Origin of the sequence: Xanthomonas sp. NCPPB 2632 (assembly GCF_041228075.2) — a bacterium.
GTDB lineage: Bacteria > Pseudomonadota > Gammaproteobacteria > Xanthomonadales > Rhodanobacteraceae > Luteibacter.
On the sequence record NZ_CM192979.1, the window covers coordinates 937,480 to 952,382 of the forward strand.

10 protein-coding genes are annotated in these 14,903 nt (G+C 66.7%); 5 read left to right on the top strand and 5 right to left on the bottom strand.

Annotated features, from left to right (window positions below; all coding sequences use genetic code 11):
* Positions 1-23 precede the first annotated feature (23 nt).
* Genes AB8808_RS04165 through AB8808_RS04175 form a run of 3 tightly spaced genes read right to left on the bottom strand, consistent with a single transcriptional unit; the run spans position 24 to position 4,209 of the window.
* A complete protein-coding gene (locus AB8808_RS04165; protein WP_369926999.1) occupies positions 24-2,300 on the bottom strand; it encodes a xanthine dehydrogenase family protein molybdopterin-binding subunit in 2,277 nt (758 codons plus the stop codon).
* The gene (locus AB8808_RS04170; RefSeq protein WP_369927001.1) at positions 2,297-2,848 is read right to left on the bottom strand and encodes a (2Fe-2S)-binding protein; all 552 of its coding nucleotides are present in this window, start codon (positions 2,846-2,848) and stop codon (positions 2,297-2,299) included. Before AB8808_RS04170 ends, AB8808_RS04165 begins: the two co-directional genes overlap by 4 nt.
* A gap of 47 nt (positions 2,849-2,895) precedes the next feature.
* Entirely contained in the window at positions 2,896-4,209 is a 1,314-nt protein-coding gene (locus tag AB8808_RS04175) for an APC family permease (RefSeq protein ID WP_369927003.1), read from the bottom strand.
* A gap of 1,073 nt (positions 4,210-5,282) precedes the next feature.
* Here AB8808_RS04175 and AB8808_RS04180 point away from each other — a divergent pair.
* Genes AB8808_RS04180 through murD form a run of 3 tightly spaced genes read left to right on the top strand, consistent with a single transcriptional unit; the run spans position 5,283 to position 10,529 of the window.
* On the top strand, positions 5,283-7,844 hold the full coding sequence (locus AB8808_RS04180) for a bifunctional aspartate kinase/diaminopimelate decarboxylase (RefSeq protein ID WP_369931325.1): 2,562 nt from the start codon (positions 5,283-5,285) through the stop codon (positions 7,842-7,844).
* The gene (gene murL, locus AB8808_RS04185) at positions 7,841-9,190 is read left to right on the top strand and encodes a UDP-N-acetyl-alpha-D-muramoyl-L-alanyl-L-glutamate epimerase (RefSeq protein WP_369927005.1); all 1,350 of its coding nucleotides are present in this window, start codon (positions 7,841-7,843) and stop codon (positions 9,188-9,190) included. The genes AB8808_RS04180 and murL overlap by 4 nt, the downstream gene beginning before the upstream one ends.
* The gene (gene murD / locus AB8808_RS04190; RefSeq protein WP_369927007.1) at positions 9,177-10,529 is read left to right on the top strand and encodes a UDP-N-acetylmuramoyl-L-alanine--D-glutamate ligase; all 1,353 of its coding nucleotides are present in this window, start codon (positions 9,177-9,179) and stop codon (positions 10,527-10,529) included. The genes murL and murD overlap by 14 nt, the downstream gene beginning before the upstream one ends.
* 4 nt (positions 10,530-10,533) lie before the next feature.
* Here the strand turns inward: murD and AB8808_RS04195 are convergent, their stop codons facing one another.
* The gene (locus tag AB8808_RS04195; RefSeq protein ID WP_369927009.1) at positions 10,534-10,797 is read right to left on the bottom strand and encodes a flagellar biosynthesis protein; all 264 of its coding nucleotides are present in this window, start codon (positions 10,795-10,797) and stop codon (positions 10,534-10,536) included.
* A complete protein-coding gene (gene fliK, locus AB8808_RS04200) occupies positions 10,794-12,005 on the bottom strand; it encodes a flagellar hook-length control protein FliK (protein ID WP_369927011.1) in 1,212 nt (403 codons plus the stop codon). The genes AB8808_RS04195 and fliK overlap by 4 nt, the downstream gene beginning before the upstream one ends.
* A gap of 146 nt (positions 12,006-12,151) precedes the next feature.
* On the opposite strand from fliK, the gene tgt reads away from it, so the two are divergent.
* Both tgt and AB8808_RS04210 read left to right on the top strand, forming a co-directional pair.
* Positions 12,152-13,267 (top strand): tRNA guanosine(34) transglycosylase Tgt, encoded by a 1,116-nt coding sequence (tgt, locus tag AB8808_RS04205; RefSeq protein WP_369927013.1) that lies wholly within the window; start codon positions 12,152-12,154, stop codon positions 13,265-13,267.
* A 78-nt stretch (positions 13,268-13,345) separates the two neighbouring features.
* Entirely contained in the window at positions 13,346-14,545 is a 1,200-nt protein-coding gene (locus AB8808_RS04210) for a lanthionine synthetase LanC family protein (RefSeq protein WP_369927015.1), read from the top strand.
* Positions 14,546-14,903 lie beyond the last annotated feature (358 nt).

The following is a 14,903-nucleotide window of genomic DNA, read 5'->3' on the forward strand; positions in this document are numbered from 1 at the left end:
TACCTCGGGCGGGACGGGGAGTATCAGCGCAGGCGGGACAACTCGCGCAGCAGGGGCAGGCGCCTGATACGCACCGCGGTGGCGCGGAACACGGCGTTGGCCAGCGCGGGTGCCGCCGAGGGTACACCGATCACGCTGGCCCCGGTGGGCTCGGCCGTGGACGGCACGATCACCGTTTCCACCTCGTAGGGCAGCGGCTGGGTGGCCGCCACGGGGTAATCGCGGAAGCCGGTCTGCTGCACCCGGCCATCCTTCACCGTGATGGCCAGGTTGAGCGCGGTGGACAGCGCGTCCATGGTGGCACCCTGTAGCTGGGCCTCGAGGCCCAGCGGATTGATCACGCGACCGACGTCGGCCACGCAGACGGCACGGTGGATGTCGATGCCTTCGCCCGACGGGGCCACTTCGATGGCATGGGCCACGTAGGCACCGAACACATACGAGCAGGCGATGCCGAGGCCGTTTTCGCTGCGCAGCCAGCGGCTCCAGTCGATTTTCTCGGCAGCCAGTTTCAGCACATTGGCCAGGCGAGCCGTATCGATCGGGCCGCCGCGACCGCTGTAGGGCAACTGGCGCCCGTCGCCCAGCATGCCGAGACGGAAGTCGAGCGGGTTCACTTTCAGCAGGTTGGCGATCTCGTCGATGAAGCTTTCCGACGCGAAGGTGGGGGTGACGTTGGGCGAACCGCGCCACTCGCCGCGCGACAGCTGCGAAGGCAGCGGGTACCAGTCGCTGCGGAAGTTCGGCACCAGGCCGGCCGGCAGCGCGTCGGCCACCAGCTCGGACTGCCACAGTCGGTTGTCGGGCGTATTGCCGCCCGCCAGCACCGAAGGGCTGGCCATGCGCTGTTGCCAGCCCACGAGGGCCTTCTTGCGATCGATGAAGGCATTCAGACGATGCACGGCCAGCGGACGGTAGTAGTCGTGGGCCAGGTCGTCGTCGCGTGTCCACAGCAGCCGCACCGGGCGGTTGCGAATGGCGTCGTCTTTCTTCGCCAGCGCCACGGCGACGGCCTCGGCGATGTAGTCCTGCTCGAGGCGTCGGCCGAACGCACCGCCGCCACGCGGCACCTGGATGTCGATCTGGTCAGGCCGGAAGCCGGTCATCCGCTGGACCACCGCATAGGCGGCGCGCGGCGACTGCGTGGCGGCGATGACGGTGATGCTGGTGTCCGGATCGAGGCGGACGACGCAGTTGGGCGTTTCCGCGGTGGCGTGGGCCACCCACGGCTGGAAGTAGGTGGCTTCGAGCGTGCGCGCGGCTTTCTTGCGGATGGCAGCGATGTCGCCGTCGCTGCGCACGGTGCTGGGCGTGGCGGCATCATCGGCGAACAGTTCGAGGGCTTTCTGTTCGAGCGTGTAGCTGTTGGGCTCCGGCGTGGCGCCCGGCTTCCACTTCGCCTTCAGTGCGGCGCGCCCGGACAGGGCGGACCAGGTGTCGCTCGCCAGGACGGCGATGGCCGGGGCCTGGGGCGTGTCACCGGGCGCCTGGCCCTGCTCCGGCGTGATGTCGATGATGTCGTAGACGCCCTCGACCTTCTTCGCGGCATCGCGATCCGCGCTGTCCAGCGTGCCACCCGGGTAAGGGCAGCGCGCCAGCACGGCGACCACGGCATTGCCGACGGTGTCGTCGGCGGCGTAGCGCAGCTGTCCGGTGACGGCCGCGCGTGCATCGACATCGCCAGCCGGCTGGCCGATGAGGCGGTACTGGTCGGCCGCCTTCAGCGGCGGCGGGGTGGAGGGCGCATCCACCGACGCGGCCGCGGACGCCAGGTCGGCATACGAGAGGCGGCGACCGTCGCTGGCGATCACCGCGCCGTTCTCGCTGCGCAGCTGGTCGGCGGGCAGGCCGAGCCGCCGCGCGGCGGCCTGTAGCAGCAGCCAGCGACCGAGCGCGCCGGCCTGGCGCAGATCCGCCCAGGCGGCGGGAATGCTGGTGGCATCGCCGCTGCGCTGGCGTCCGTAGATGAAATCCGGCTCGCCGTTGCCCGATCGCACGCCCAGGCCCAGCGGTTCGACGATCACCTGCGACCAGTCGGCGTCCAGTTCCTCGGCGATGATCCGGGCCAGCGACGTGGCGGTGCCTTCGCCGTTGTCCGGGTCGCGCACGCCGATGTACACACGGCCGTCGGCGGCCACGCGCAGGTAGGGGCCGACCTGCGCCCATGCATCGCCGAGCAGGCCCAGCGGCGGCGGACGATCGAGCGCTTCCGCCGTGCCGATGCCGATCACCAGCGCACCGGCGGTACCGGCGGCGTACTTGAGGAAGCGGCGACGGGACAGCCTGACTTCGCCGCTCATGCCTTGCCGTCCTTCATGGTGCCGGCCGCGCGCTTGATCGCCTTGCGTATGCGGCCGTAGCTGCCGCAACGGCAGAGGTTGCCGATCTTGTCGATGTCGTCGTCGGAGGGATTCTTCTGCCGGGAGAGCAGGTCCACCGCCGCCATGATCTGGCCGGGCTGGCAGAAGCCGCACATGATCGCGTCCTCGTCGATCCAGGCTTGCTGCACCGGATGCAGCTTGCCGTCCTTGCCGGACAGGCCTTCGACCGTGGTGACGCGCTTGCCGGACAGCTTGGCCATCGGGGTGTGGCAGGCCGCGACGGCGCGACCGTCGACGATCACCGTGCAGAAGCCGCAGTCGCCCTGGTCGCAGCCGTACTTGGCGCCGGTGAGGTGCAGCACGTCGCGCAGGTACCACAGCAGCGGCATGGTCTTGTCGCCGGTGTGCCTGTAGCGCTTGTCGTTGACGATGAGGTCGATGCCTTCACGTACGGGCGTGGGCGCCGGTTGCGCGGCATCCTGCGGGGTGGGAACGGGTACGGGCGACGTCGGACCTTGCTGTGCCATCTGCTTTCCTCAGCTTAACCGGGTCATTGTGGCATCGGTGCCCGTGATCAGCGAGCGAGTTTACTGAACAGGCGTCGCCAGACCGCGTAGACCGGCAGGCCCGCGAGCACCACCAGGCAGACGACGCCCGCGCTCAGCGGTTTGTCCAGGGCATAGGCCACCACCACCGCGACCACCGTGGCCATGAAGACCAGCGGCAGCAGCGGATAGGCCGGTGTGGCGAAGGCCGGGCGTTCGCCACCGTGGCGGCGATACCAGAACAGCGTGGCAATGGTGACGGCGTAGGCCGCCCAGTCGCCGAACGCGGCAAAGTCCAGCAACTGGCCGTAGTTGGCGCCCAATACCAGCACGATGGCCCACGCCGCCAGCGCCATCAGCGCGATATTGGGCGTGCGGTAGCGCGGGTGCAGCCGGGCCACGCTGGCGAAGAACAGGCCGTCCTCGCCCATGACCTGCAGCACGCGGGCGCCCGCCACCAGGGTGATGTTGCAGAAACCCAGCGTGGACACGGCGATACCGATGGCGATGACCCGCGCACCGGCCGTGCCGAACACGCGGCTCATGACATCGGCCGCCGGGGCCTGGCTGGCGGCGAGCCCGTCGTGGCCGAGCACCGCCATATAGGCGTAGTTGGTCAGGACATAGGCGGCGATCACCACCAGCATGCCGAGCACCAGCGCGCGTGGCAGCGTGCGCTGCGGGTCGCGCACCTCGCCGGCGAGGTTGTTGAGGTAACTGAAACCCGAGAAGGCGAACAGCACCGGAAGCAGCGCGCTGGCCAGGCTGCCGCTGGTGGGCACGACCCCCGGCGCCAGCGCTTGGGTGTTGCCCACGCCGGCGAAGGCCAGCCCGGTGACGACCAGGGCGGCGATCGCCAGCAGCTTGAGGATGGAGAAGACGTTCTGCACCTGGGCGCCGAAGCGGATGCCGAACAGGTTCAGTCCGGTCACGAAGATCAGCGCGCCCACGGCCAGCGGCTTGACCAGGTCCGGCGACAGGCCGAACACCGAGGTGGCATAGGTGCCGAAGATGGTGGCCACCGCGGCGCTGCTGCCACTGTAGATCACCAGCAGCATGGTCCAGCCGAACAGGAACCCGGCCAGCCGGCCGAAGGCTTCGCGCAGATAGACGTAGCTGCCGCCGGCCTGGGGGCGCCGCGCGCCCAGTTCCGCATAGCAGAGGCAGCCGATCAGGGTGAGCAGGCCACCACCGACCCACAGCCCCAGCAGCACCCAGCCGGACGACGTGCGCTGCGCGACGATGCCTGGATTGAGGAAGATGCCACCGCCGATGATGCCGCCGACGACGATGAGGGCGGCATCCATGAGCGTGAGGCGGCGGGCGTAGCCGGGATTTTCCATGGGTCGTGGTCGGGTTTGGGCAAAGACGGGAGGATGGCTTGGGATGGCGGGTTTGTAAAAGGTTCTGGGAGGTTGATGTGGCGGGCTCGCCTTCGGCATCGCCTTTAGCCTCGGGCGTTGGAGCAAGAGCCGGCGGGTAGCCCCCTCGGTGCCACGCCTGCGGCGACCCGCTAGGGAAGGGCCGCTGACGCGGCCGTCTATCTATGGCCCTTCGGGCTCGGGTCGGGCTTCGCACAGGGGTTCTCGACTCGACATCCCTGTCTCGCGAGAACGGCCGGCCGTCCTGGCCGGCCCCCTTCGGGCCTGATCTGTGCGAATCCCTCGCCTGCGGCTACCGGCCCCGAGGGGGCTACCCGCCGGCTCTTCCTCAAACTGAGGTGGCGTGTTGGGCGAGCAGCGCACGGGGTGAACGAGCAGGGGTCGGGATACGGCGTCAGCGCTTTGTTGGCTGTTCGCGCACATCGTGCGCTCCTACCCCGAAGGTAGGGCCGGTCTATTCACGCCTGATCCGCCGGCCGTGTAGGAGCGCACGCACGTGCGCGAACCCTCAACACACCTAAGGCGACGGACGCCGTGCACAACAGGCAAGCGAGCGTTCCCAGCAACGAAGCGAAACCTGGCTCTTCTGCTCGACTCCAAGCAACCTCAGTCGCCGAAAGAGCCGGCGGGTGCCACCCTCGTGGCCGGTAGCCGCAGGCGAGGGACTCGCACAGATCAGGCCCGAAGGGGGCCGGCCAGGACGGCCGGCCGTTCTCGCGAGACAGGATGTCGAGTCGAGAACCCCTGTGCGAAGCCCGACCCGCCCCGAAGGGGAATAGATAAACGGCCGCGGAGCGGCCCTTCATTGACGGGTCGCCGCAGGCGTGGCCACGAGGGTGGCACCCGCCGGCTCTTGCTTCGAGGCCCAGCTCTTGCTCCAACACCCCCCCCAGCAGATTGCGTTTTTTCCGTTGCAGCGCAACACTTCAAAGGATATGCCGCACCCTCGGCAGCCCGCTTTTCCCACCAGCCCAAAGAGTCCCGTGAGCGAAAACGCAAACGCGCCGTTGCCTGTCAACGCGCCCTGGATCGTCATGAAGTTCGGCGGCACGTCGGTTGCCACGGCCGCACGCTGGCGCAATATCCTCGAGCTGGCCGCCAGCCGTCGCGCCGAAGGCGCGCGTGTGCTGATCGTGGTCTCGGCCCTGTCCGGTATCACCGACGGCCTGAAACAGCTTTGCACGCATCCGGACCCGAAACGCCGCTCGGACGCGGCCTCCGCACTGGCCGATCGCCACCACGCCCTGCTCGCCGAGATGTCGCTGGCGATGCCGGAAACGCTGGGCGCGCGCCTGGCCGACCTGGCCGCGCTGGCCGACGGCGGTGCCGGCGAGCTTGGCGAGCTGGCCTGGCAGGCGCGCACACAGGCGCATGGCGAACTGATGTCCAGCGCGCTGGGCGCGGCCTTCCTCAGCGCGAACGGCCTGCCCACCACCTGGGTGGATGCGCGCGAATGCCTGCATTCGGTGGCCTTGCCCAACCAGAACGAGCGCACCCGCGTGCTGTCGGCCATGGTCGAGCCGCACCACGACGCGGCGCTGTCCGAACGGCTGGCGGTGCGTGGCGAGGTGTTCATCACCCAGGGCTTCATCGCCTGCGACGAGCACGGCCGCACCGTGCTGCTCGGCCGCGGCGGCTCGGATACCTCGGCGGCGTACTTCGGTGCGCTGCTGGCGGCGGCCCGCGTGGAAATCTGGACGGACGTGGCCGGCATGTTCACGGCCAATCCCCGCCAGGTCGCCGGTGCGCGCCTGTTGCAGCGCCTGGACTACGAAGAGGCCCAGGAAATCGCTTCCACCGGGGCCAAGGTGCTGCATCCGCGTTGCCTCTCGCCGCTGCGCGAGCCGCGCGTGCCGTTGCTCATCAAGGACACCAACCGGCCGGAGCTGGAAGGCACCTTCATCGGTCCCGAGATCCGCGAGCACGCGCCCAGCATCAAGGCGATCAGCGCGCGCAAGGGCATCACGCTGGTGTCGATGGAATCGGTGGGCATGTGGCAGCAGGTCGGCTTCCTGGCCGATGTGTTCGACGCGTTCCGCCGGCACGGCCTGTCGGTGGACCTGATCGGTTCGGCCGAGACCAACGTCACGGTGTCGCTGGACCCGACCGAGAACCTGCTCGATTCCGATGCCATCGCCGCCCTGGCCGCGGACCTGGCACGTGTGTGCCGGGTCAAGGTGATCGCGCCCTGCGCGGCGATCACCCTGGTCGGCCGCGGCATGCGCTCCATGCTGCACAAGCTGTCCGGCGTGCTGGCGGAATTCGGCCAGTTGCGCGTGCACCTCATCTCGCAGTCGTCCAACAACCTCAACCTGACCTTCGTGGTCGACGAGGACGTGGTCGACGCCATGCTGCCGCGGCTGCACGAACTGCTGATCGGTGCCGGTGCCCTGCGCACGGACGACAGCATGGTGTTCGGTCCCTCGTGGCAGGCCCTCTACGGTGCTGGCGACCAGGCCCTGCCGGCCGCCGCGTGGTGGCAGGCCGAACGGCTGAAACTGGTGGAACTGGCCACACAGCGCACGCCGCGCTACGTCTACCACCTGCCCACGGTGCGCGCCCAGGCGCGTCGGGTGAAGTCGCTGCAGGCCGTGGATCGCGCGCATTACGCGGTCAAGGCCAACACCCACCCCGGCATCCTCGCGGTGCTGGCCGGGGAAGGCTTCGCGTTCGAGTGCGTATCGCCGGGTGAACTGGCCGCCGTGTCGGCGGCGGTGCCGGAAAGCACGCCGCTGCTGTTCACCCCCAATTTCGCTTCCCGTCGCGATTTCGAGAGTGCCCTGCGCACGCGCGCCACGATCACCATCGACGCGCTGTATCCGATCGAGCACTGGAGCGACCTCTTCAGCGGGCGGGAGATCATCCTGCGCGTGGACCTGGGCCGCGGGCTGGGACACCACGACAAGGTGAAGACGGGCGGCACCGGCAGCAAGTTCGGGGTGCCCATCGAGCAGGTGGACCGTTTCCTGCGCCTGGCCGACGCGGCCGGCGCGCGGGTGATCGGCCTGCATGCGCACCTGGGCTCGGGCATCCTCGACGCCGCGCACTGGGGCGAGGTGTACTCGCAACTGGCCGCGTTGGCCGAACGCATCGGCACGATCACGGTGCTGAACATCGGCGGCGGCCTGGGCGTGCCCTCGCACCCGGGCGAAACGGCGCTGGACATGGCTGCGCTGGATCGGGTGCTGACCTCCGTGCGCCAGGCCTATCCGCAGTTCCAGTTGTGGATGGAGCCCGGTCGCTACCTCGTCGCCGACGCCGGCGTGCTGTTGGCGCGTGTGACCCAGGAGAAGGAGAAGGGTGCGAACGTGCGCTACCTGGGCCTGGACACGGGCATGAACAGCCTTATCCGTCCCGCGCTGTACGACGCCTGGCACGAGATCGTCAACCTCACGCGCCACGGCGAGCCGGCCACCACCATGTACCAGGTGGTCGGCCCCATCTGCGAATCCGGTGACATCCTCGGCTCGGATCGGCGCTTGCCGGCGTCGAGCGAAAACGACGTGATCCTGGTGGCGCAGGGCGGTGCCTATGGCGCCGTCATGTCGTCGCGTTACAACCTGCGCGACGAAGCCGACGAGGTACTGCTGCCATGACCGCCACGCTCACCGATCCCCGCGGCAGCGCCTGCTTCCGTTTCGTCCGTCATACCTTCGCCGATGGCGTGGTGGAGCTGGTCTACGCCTTCGACGACGGCGTGGAGCTCACCGAGCGGGTGACCTTCCCCGGTGCGCCCACCGTACCGGTGGAACGCGAGGCCGCGTTCGCCGCGGCCCTTCGCCTGCTGCACATCGTGGCCGGTGTCAGCTATTACAAAGCGGGCATCCCGCCGTCCATCGTGGTCGAAGGGCCGCCGCTGGACGAAGCCACGGCCAGCCTGGCCGATGCGCTGTACCTGCACGGCCTGGCCGAGTTTGCGTACCGCAACCGGCTCGACCTGCGCGGCCGCATCGCCTTCCCGTTCGAGCGTTCGGTGCACCGTACCGCGCCGGCGGTCGGTTTGCCGGCGCGATCGCTGCTGCCTATCGGCGGCGGCAAGGATTCGGTGGTGGCCGTCGAGGCGGTGAAGTCGATCGGCGGCGACGCCACGGCGGTGTGGGTGGGCAACTCCCCGCTCATCGCCGAATGCGCGGCACGCACGGGGCTGTCCACGCTCAATGTGTCGCGCGAACTGGCGCCCGGTTTGTTCGAGCTCAATCGCCTGGGTGCATGGAACGGGCATATCCCGGTCACCGCGATCAATTCGGCCATCCTCACGCTGGCCGCGCTGCTGTACGGCTACGACTCCATCGTGTTCGCCAACGAGCGTTCCGCCTCGGTGGCCACGCTGGAATACGACGGGCAGGAAGTGAACCACCAGTGGAGCAAGGGCTTCGGTTTCGAGAAGACCTTCCACGACTACCTGCATTCGCACGTGGCCGCGGACCTGGACTACTGCTCGCTGCTGCGGCCGTGGTCGGAACTGGCGGTGACCAGCGCCTTCGCGCGACTGGGCACCGGTTACTTCGACGTGTTCTCCAGTTGCAACCGCAATTTCCGCATCCTTGGCCCCAAGCCGGCGGATCGCTGGTGCGGGCAATGCCCCAAGTGTCACTTCGTGTTCCTGGCGCTGGCACCGTTCCTGGCCAAACCGCGGCTGGTGTCGATCTTCGGCCGCAACCTGCTCGACGACGACGCGCTGGCCGGCGCGTTCGATGCCCTGCTGGAATACAAGGACCACAAGCCGTTCGAATGCGTCGGTGAAGGCGCCGAGGCCCGCGCCGCGCTTGCCGCGCTGGCCGAGCGTCCCGAGTGGCGCGAGGATGCGCTGGTTTCGCGCTTCCGTCGCGAGATCGTGCCGCAACTGGACCCCGGCGAACTGGCCCTGGAGCCGTGGTTGCAGCCCGGTGCCTCGCACCTGGTGCCGGAACGCCTTCACGGAGCGCTGGATGCGTTGGGCTGATCTTGCGGGACGGCGTGTCGCCGTGTGGGGCTTCGGTCGTGAGGGCCGCGCGGCACTGAATGCGCTGGCGCGGCACCTGCCGGGCCAGCCGGTCGACCTCTACTGTGCAGCCGACGAAGCGGAAACGGCGCGAGCCGCGTATCCGGCGTTGCGTGTGCACGAGGCCGCGCCGGATGCCGATGCTCTCGCCGCGTACGAGGTCGTCATCAAGTCGCCGGGCATTTCGGCCTACAAGCCGGAGATGCTCGCCGCGCAGTCGCGTGGCACGCGCTTCACTTCCGGCACCGCCCTGTGGTTCGCCGCCAACGTCTCGGCGAACACCATCGCCGTCACGGGCACCAAGGGCAAGAGCACCACGTCGGCGATGATCGCGCATCTCGCCCGTGCGCTGGGCGTGCGCACGGCGCTGGCCGGAAACATCGGCCTGCCGATGCTCGAACTGGACGGCCAGACGGCCGACCTGTGGGTGATCGAGCTGTCCAGCTTCCAGACCGGCGAGGCCTTCGGCGTGGGCCTTGGGGTGGTTACCAGCCTCTACGAGGAACACCTCGACTGGCACGGCTCGCGCGAGCGCTACGTCGACGACAAGCTGAAACTGCTGGCGTCGTCGGGACGGGTGCTGGTCAATGCCTTGCAGCCTGCCTTGTTGGCGCGTGCCGCGCCGCATCCGGGCCTGCACACCTTCGGCGACGTGGCGCACTGGCACGTGGCCGATGGCTGGATACGGCGTGGCGACGAGAACGTAATCGCTGCCTCGCAGGTGTCCGCGCCCGGCCTGCACAATGCGCTCAATGCCTGTGCCGCGCTGGCCGCCCTCGAGATCATGGGTTTCGATACGCGAGCGGCGGCGCCCGCGCTGTCTTCTTTCGTTCCCTTGCCGCATCGCCTGCAACCGTTGGGTGTGCGTGACGGCCTGCGCTGGATCAACGATTCCATCAGCACCACGCCGCTGGCCAGCCTCGCGGCACTGGAAAGCGTGGGCGACGCGCGTGTCGCACTGATCGTGGGGGGGCACGACCGTGGGCTTGACTGGACGCCCTTCGTCGAAGCGATGCGGCAGCATGCCCCGGCGGCGATCGTCTGCCAGGGCAGCAACGGGCCCCGCATCGCCGAGGCGCTGGAGGCGGCGGGCGTGGCGCAGGTGCATCGTGTGGCCGATCTTTCCGCCGCTGTCGCGGCTGCGCGCAGGGTGCTCTACGGCGATGGGGTGGTGTTGCTTTCGCCCGGTGCACCCAGCTTCGACCAGTTCCGCGACTACGCGGAACGGGGCAAGCGGTTTGCCGCATGGGCTGGCTTCGACACGGAAGACGCCACCCTCAAGGGGTTGGGCGTGCTTTGACCGGTCAGTCCGTGGTCGCCGCCAGCAAGGTGCCGACCACCGCGGCAAGGGCGGCATAGAGTTCCGGCGGCACGTCGTCGCGCAGGCGCACCGCCGCCAGCAACGTGGCGACCTGCGGGTCCAGGTGCGGGGCGAGGCCCATGGCCTGCGCACGCTCCAGCATCGCCTTCACGCCGTCGGCGTCCACGCGTTCGTTCTTGCCGCTGCTGGTGGGCGTCGCAAGCCGCAGCGTGACGCTGCGTCGCGGTGAAGGCAGGGCCTGGTTCATGCGCGCGCTTCGAGAAGGACAGCGCTATAGGCGCTGGTGGGCACGGGCAGGCCATGCATGCAGGAGAAATGGTCGAGCTGGAGGCCGCTCTTTTCCATCGTGCGACGCAGGGGAACGAATTCGTTTTCGAGGCGTGCGGCCGTCGGCCCGTGGTCTGCCCATAGGCGTACGGACACCCGCGGGGCGCGAAGCTGGATTTCGCCCTGCACCGCGCCGAGGGTCGGCGGGTCGATGGCGAAGCCGATGGTCCACAGACCTTCCGGCTCGCCCGGACCGGCCTTGCCTTCCTCGATGCGCAGCTGGAGCACGTCATAGCCGCGCACGCCGGCCAGGGGTACCTCGACCATCCACACGCCGGCCTGGGGATGCGACTCGAGCTGGGCGATTTCCACACGCGACAGCGCGGCGCGGGTATCCGTGCGCAGCTGGCTGACCAGGGTGTCGACGTCGTCTTCGGTGATGGTCAGGTCGTCGGCACGCGCCTGTGCCACCAGCGCGCGCTGTGCGAGCGGCGGAGGCGTGTCGCTGAGCGGACGGGGCAGGGCACCGAGAGGGCCTTTACCGGTACCCATGGCCAGCGTCCCGCCCATGCCGGCGGCAAGGCCGGGCGCACGGGTGGGGGGCAGGTCGGCCAGCACCCGGCGCAGCACCATCAGCGCGGCCTTGAAGTCGTCGGAGGCCGGCAGTTCGGCATGCGGCTCGGCCAGCTGGGATTCCAGGAAGACGCCGCTACGGGCGATGGCTTCCTTCATGCCCGTCGGCGTGCCGACATCGTCGGGGCGGCTGATCGAGGCTTCCAGTGTGGCGAGGGCCGCGCGTAGCGGTGCGGGAAGCGACCGGGCAACCGGGCTGCGGGCCAGCGCGGCCAGCGCGCCGAGCAACGGAGCATAGCCGTTCTGTTGCGGAAGGCGCTCGCGCAGGCCCTGCAAGGCCACGCGTTCGTCGGTCGGCGCGAGCAGCACTTCCAGTTGCGGCTGCGCGCCCTGGGTGAGTACCCGCACCTGGAACTGCGAGGGCAGTTGCGTACCCGTCGTGTCGGCTTCGACCGTCATGCCACCGATGTCCAGCAGCAGCTTGCCGATGTCGTTCTGGCCGATCACCCGCGCCGTGAGCAACGTGCCCACCCGCCATGCGTCGGCGGCGGCGGTGGTGCCCGCAGCCGCGCCGGCCCAGAGCTGGGCGGCGACACTGGTCGGCTGGATGATCAAGGGCAGTTACTCCCGGGGCCTGTGCGAACCCCGGTCTGGGCTCGCTCCTGTGGTGAGGGGATCGGCGGAAACTCGCGGAACTTTAGGAGCATGCCGACATGGCGTGACGCTTAAACGGCAATGGCCTCTCCCGTTACACTAGGCGGATGACCCAGCTCCCCTTCGACCTTCTCGCCACCGACGGCGCGGCGCGGCGCGGCCGTCTCCGCTTCGGCCGCGGCACCGTGGAAACCCCGGCCTTCATGCCGGTGGGCACCTACGGCTCCGTCAAGGCCATGACCCCGCGCGATGTCCTGGACACCGGTGCCGAAATCATCCTCGGCAACACCTTCCACCTGTTCCTGCGCCCCGGTCTGGAGATCGTCGGCGAATTCGGTGGGCTGCACCGGTTCATCGGCTGGGACAAGCCGATCCTGACCGATTCCGGCGGTTTCCAGGTGTTCTCCCTGGCGCACAAGCGGAAAATCACGGAGGAGGGGGTGACCTTCGCCTCGCCGGTGGACGGCTCCAAGGTGTTCCTCTCGCCCGAGGAATCGATGCGTATCCAGAAGGTGCTGGATTCCGACGTCGCGATGATCTTCGACGAGTGCACGCCGTACCCGGCCACGGAAAAGGTCGCCTCGGATTCCATGGAGCTCAGCCTGCGCTGGGCCGAGCGCTCGCGGCAGGCCTTCGACGACCTGCGCAACCCCAACGCGCTGTTCGGCATCGTCCAGGGCAGCACGTACGAAAACCTGCGGCATCGCTCGGCGTCCCGTCTGGTCGAGATCGGCTTCGACGGCTACGCCATCGGTGGCCTGGCCGTCGGCGAGCCCGAGGCGGAGCGCAACCACACCCTCGACCTTACCCTGCCGATGCTGCCCAGGGATCGCCCCCGCTACCTGATGGGCGTCGGGCGGCCGGAGGACATCGTCGAGGCCGTCCGCCGGGGCATCGACATGTTCGATTGCGTCATGCCCACCCGCAACGCCCGCAACGGGTTTCTCTTCACCCACGAGGGCACCCTGCGCATCCGCAACGCCAAGTTCGCCGCCGACACCCGCGTGATCGAGGAAGGCTGCGACTGCTACGCCTGCGCCAACGGCTTCTCCCGCGCCTACCTGCGCCACCTGGATCGCTGCAACGAGATCCTGGGCAGCCAGCTGGCCACGATGCACAACCTGCGCCACTACCAGCGGCTGATGGCCGGACTGCGCGGCGCGATCGAGGCGGGCACGCTGGACGACTTCGTGGCGGCGTTCTACAGGAAACGTATTCAGTAAATTATTTATAAGTTTTGTTGTTACTGACACTGGTTTCGGAATTAAAGTGCAAACAATGAAGACCTGGAGATGGCGATCATGAGCATTAGAACTGACGTATGGACGAAGTCGGCGGTTCTAGATATTAAGGGGTACCTGGATACGATCCCGATTAGTTCTGAAGCGGGGATGCTTAATGGACTTGCTGGAATCGTACTATTTTATTGGTATATAGCTAAGTCAATTCCAGGGCTGGACGTAGAAGAAAGATTCGATGAACTTACGAGTTATCTTCAAAAAGCGTACCGAGCGGAGCTTCCTTGCACTGTTGATCGCGGTCTTCCCGGAGTAGCTTCAGTTTTAGAATTGATACTCCAAGAGCAGGGGGATTCGAACAATATTGACTACAATTGTGGCGTGGATACTGCCCTCCTTGCGCGTGTTTCTGTAGAAGCTTGGGACGGAGAGTTGGAGTTTGTCCAAGGGCTTGCAGGTATTGCTATGTATGCGGCTCGTCGGGCGCGGGTTGGTAGATGTCACGCACTCTATGCAAAGATCATTGATCTATTCGACATTTCTGCAACTCGTTTTGGCGGCGACCAACTTGCTTGGGCCACACCTAGCAGCTCCCGTTATTTATTGCAAGACGATGGGAAGGTTGAATTCAATTTAAGTTTGGCGCACGGCACTCCGGCAGTGATAGCATCGCTTATTCCTGCGATTGAAATGACTGTAGCTAAACTAAAAGTTAGCCGACTTGTACGATCTGGCTGTTTGTGGCTTTTGAATCAAGCAGACTGGGATGCGTCGCACGGAAGTATTTTCTCAACCGTGGCCGGAGCGTCCAAATGCTCCCGCCTTGGTTGGTGCTATGGCGATCTTGGAATAGCTGTTACCCTCGCTAGGGCGGCCATCGCTCTTGGTGATGAGGAACTAAAACTTGCAGCTCAAAAAATCGGAGCCCATGCTGCAGGTCGTACTACGGCCGAAGCAGCGCAAGCTCAAGATGCCGGCCTTTGCCATGGGGTGTCCGGGATCGCGCTAATGTTTGATATTCTTTCGTCCAGCTTAGGGGGAGATGTCGAGCTTACAGCAGCCGCTGATCGATGGTGGACAGTCCTTCGAGGCAACTATTTAAAGTCAGGACTGACGGCGTTTGATGCTTTGCTTCCAGTTGGCGAGGCGCGGCAGTTTGTACCGAACGCTGGGTTTTTGGTTGGCTATGCAGGTGTCGGTCTAGCCATCATGTCGATGCAAGCCAGGGAAACGCCATGGCGGGATCTCCTACTGCTCGGCTAACTGCAGGGTGGATGCAGAATTCGGATTTGTGGTATGGACAGATCCCGTTTCGCTGATGCATCATTCATATGTCGCTCAGGGACGGAGCTTTTCTAAGTTGAAAGCATCCCAGGGCGGCGGATCTGACGGCTTAAAGGTGTTTTCATATTTAGGGAGAGAGATATATGAAGCTCAAGCTCGATAAGCAAGAAATTGTTAACCTTTCCGTGGGTGAGATTGTCGGTCAAGCTGACGATAATCAAATCCGTATGTGGAGTGATGGCGCACATTGCGTTACTTGGTTGTGGCACTCGTGCTCGAGTGAATGCCTCTGTAGCTAAAATTAGGAAAGCCCCCTGCTAAATAGGGGGCTTTTTTT

Excerpts from the sequence above, each read along its gene's own strand:
- AB8808_RS04210 (WP_369927015.1), top strand. The coding sequence starts at position 13,346 with ATGAGCATTAGAACTGACGTATGGACGAAGTCGGCGGTTCTAGATATT.
- AB8808_RS04175 (WP_369927003.1), bottom strand. The coding sequence starts at position 4,209 with ATGGAAAATCCCGGCTACGCCCGCCGCCTCACGCTCATGGATGCCGCC.
- murD (WP_369927007.1), top strand. The coding sequence starts at position 9,177 with ATGCGTTGGGCTGATCTTGCGGGACGGCGTGTCGCCGTGTGGGGCTTC.
- tgt (WP_369927013.1), top strand. The coding sequence starts at position 12,152 with ATGACCCAGCTCCCCTTCGACCTTCTCGCCACCGACGGCGCGGCGCGG.
- AB8808_RS04195 (WP_369927009.1), bottom strand. The coding sequence starts at position 10,797 with ATGAACCAGGCCCTGCCTTCACCGCGACGCAGCGTCACGCTGCGGCTT.
- AB8808_RS04180 (WP_369931325.1), top strand. The coding sequence starts at position 5,283 with ATGAAGTTCGGCGGCACGTCGGTTGCCACGGCCGCACGCTGGCGCAAT.
- AB8808_RS04170 (WP_369927001.1), bottom strand. The coding sequence starts at position 2,848 with ATGGCACAGCAAGGTCCGACGTCGCCCGTACCCGTTCCCACCCCGCAG.
- AB8808_RS04165 (WP_369926999.1), bottom strand. The coding sequence starts at position 2,300 with ATGAGCGGCGAAGTCAGGCTGTCCCGTCGCCGCTTCCTCAAGTACGCC.
- murL (WP_369927005.1), top strand. The coding sequence starts at position 7,841 with ATGACCGCCACGCTCACCGATCCCCGCGGCAGCGCCTGCTTCCGTTTC.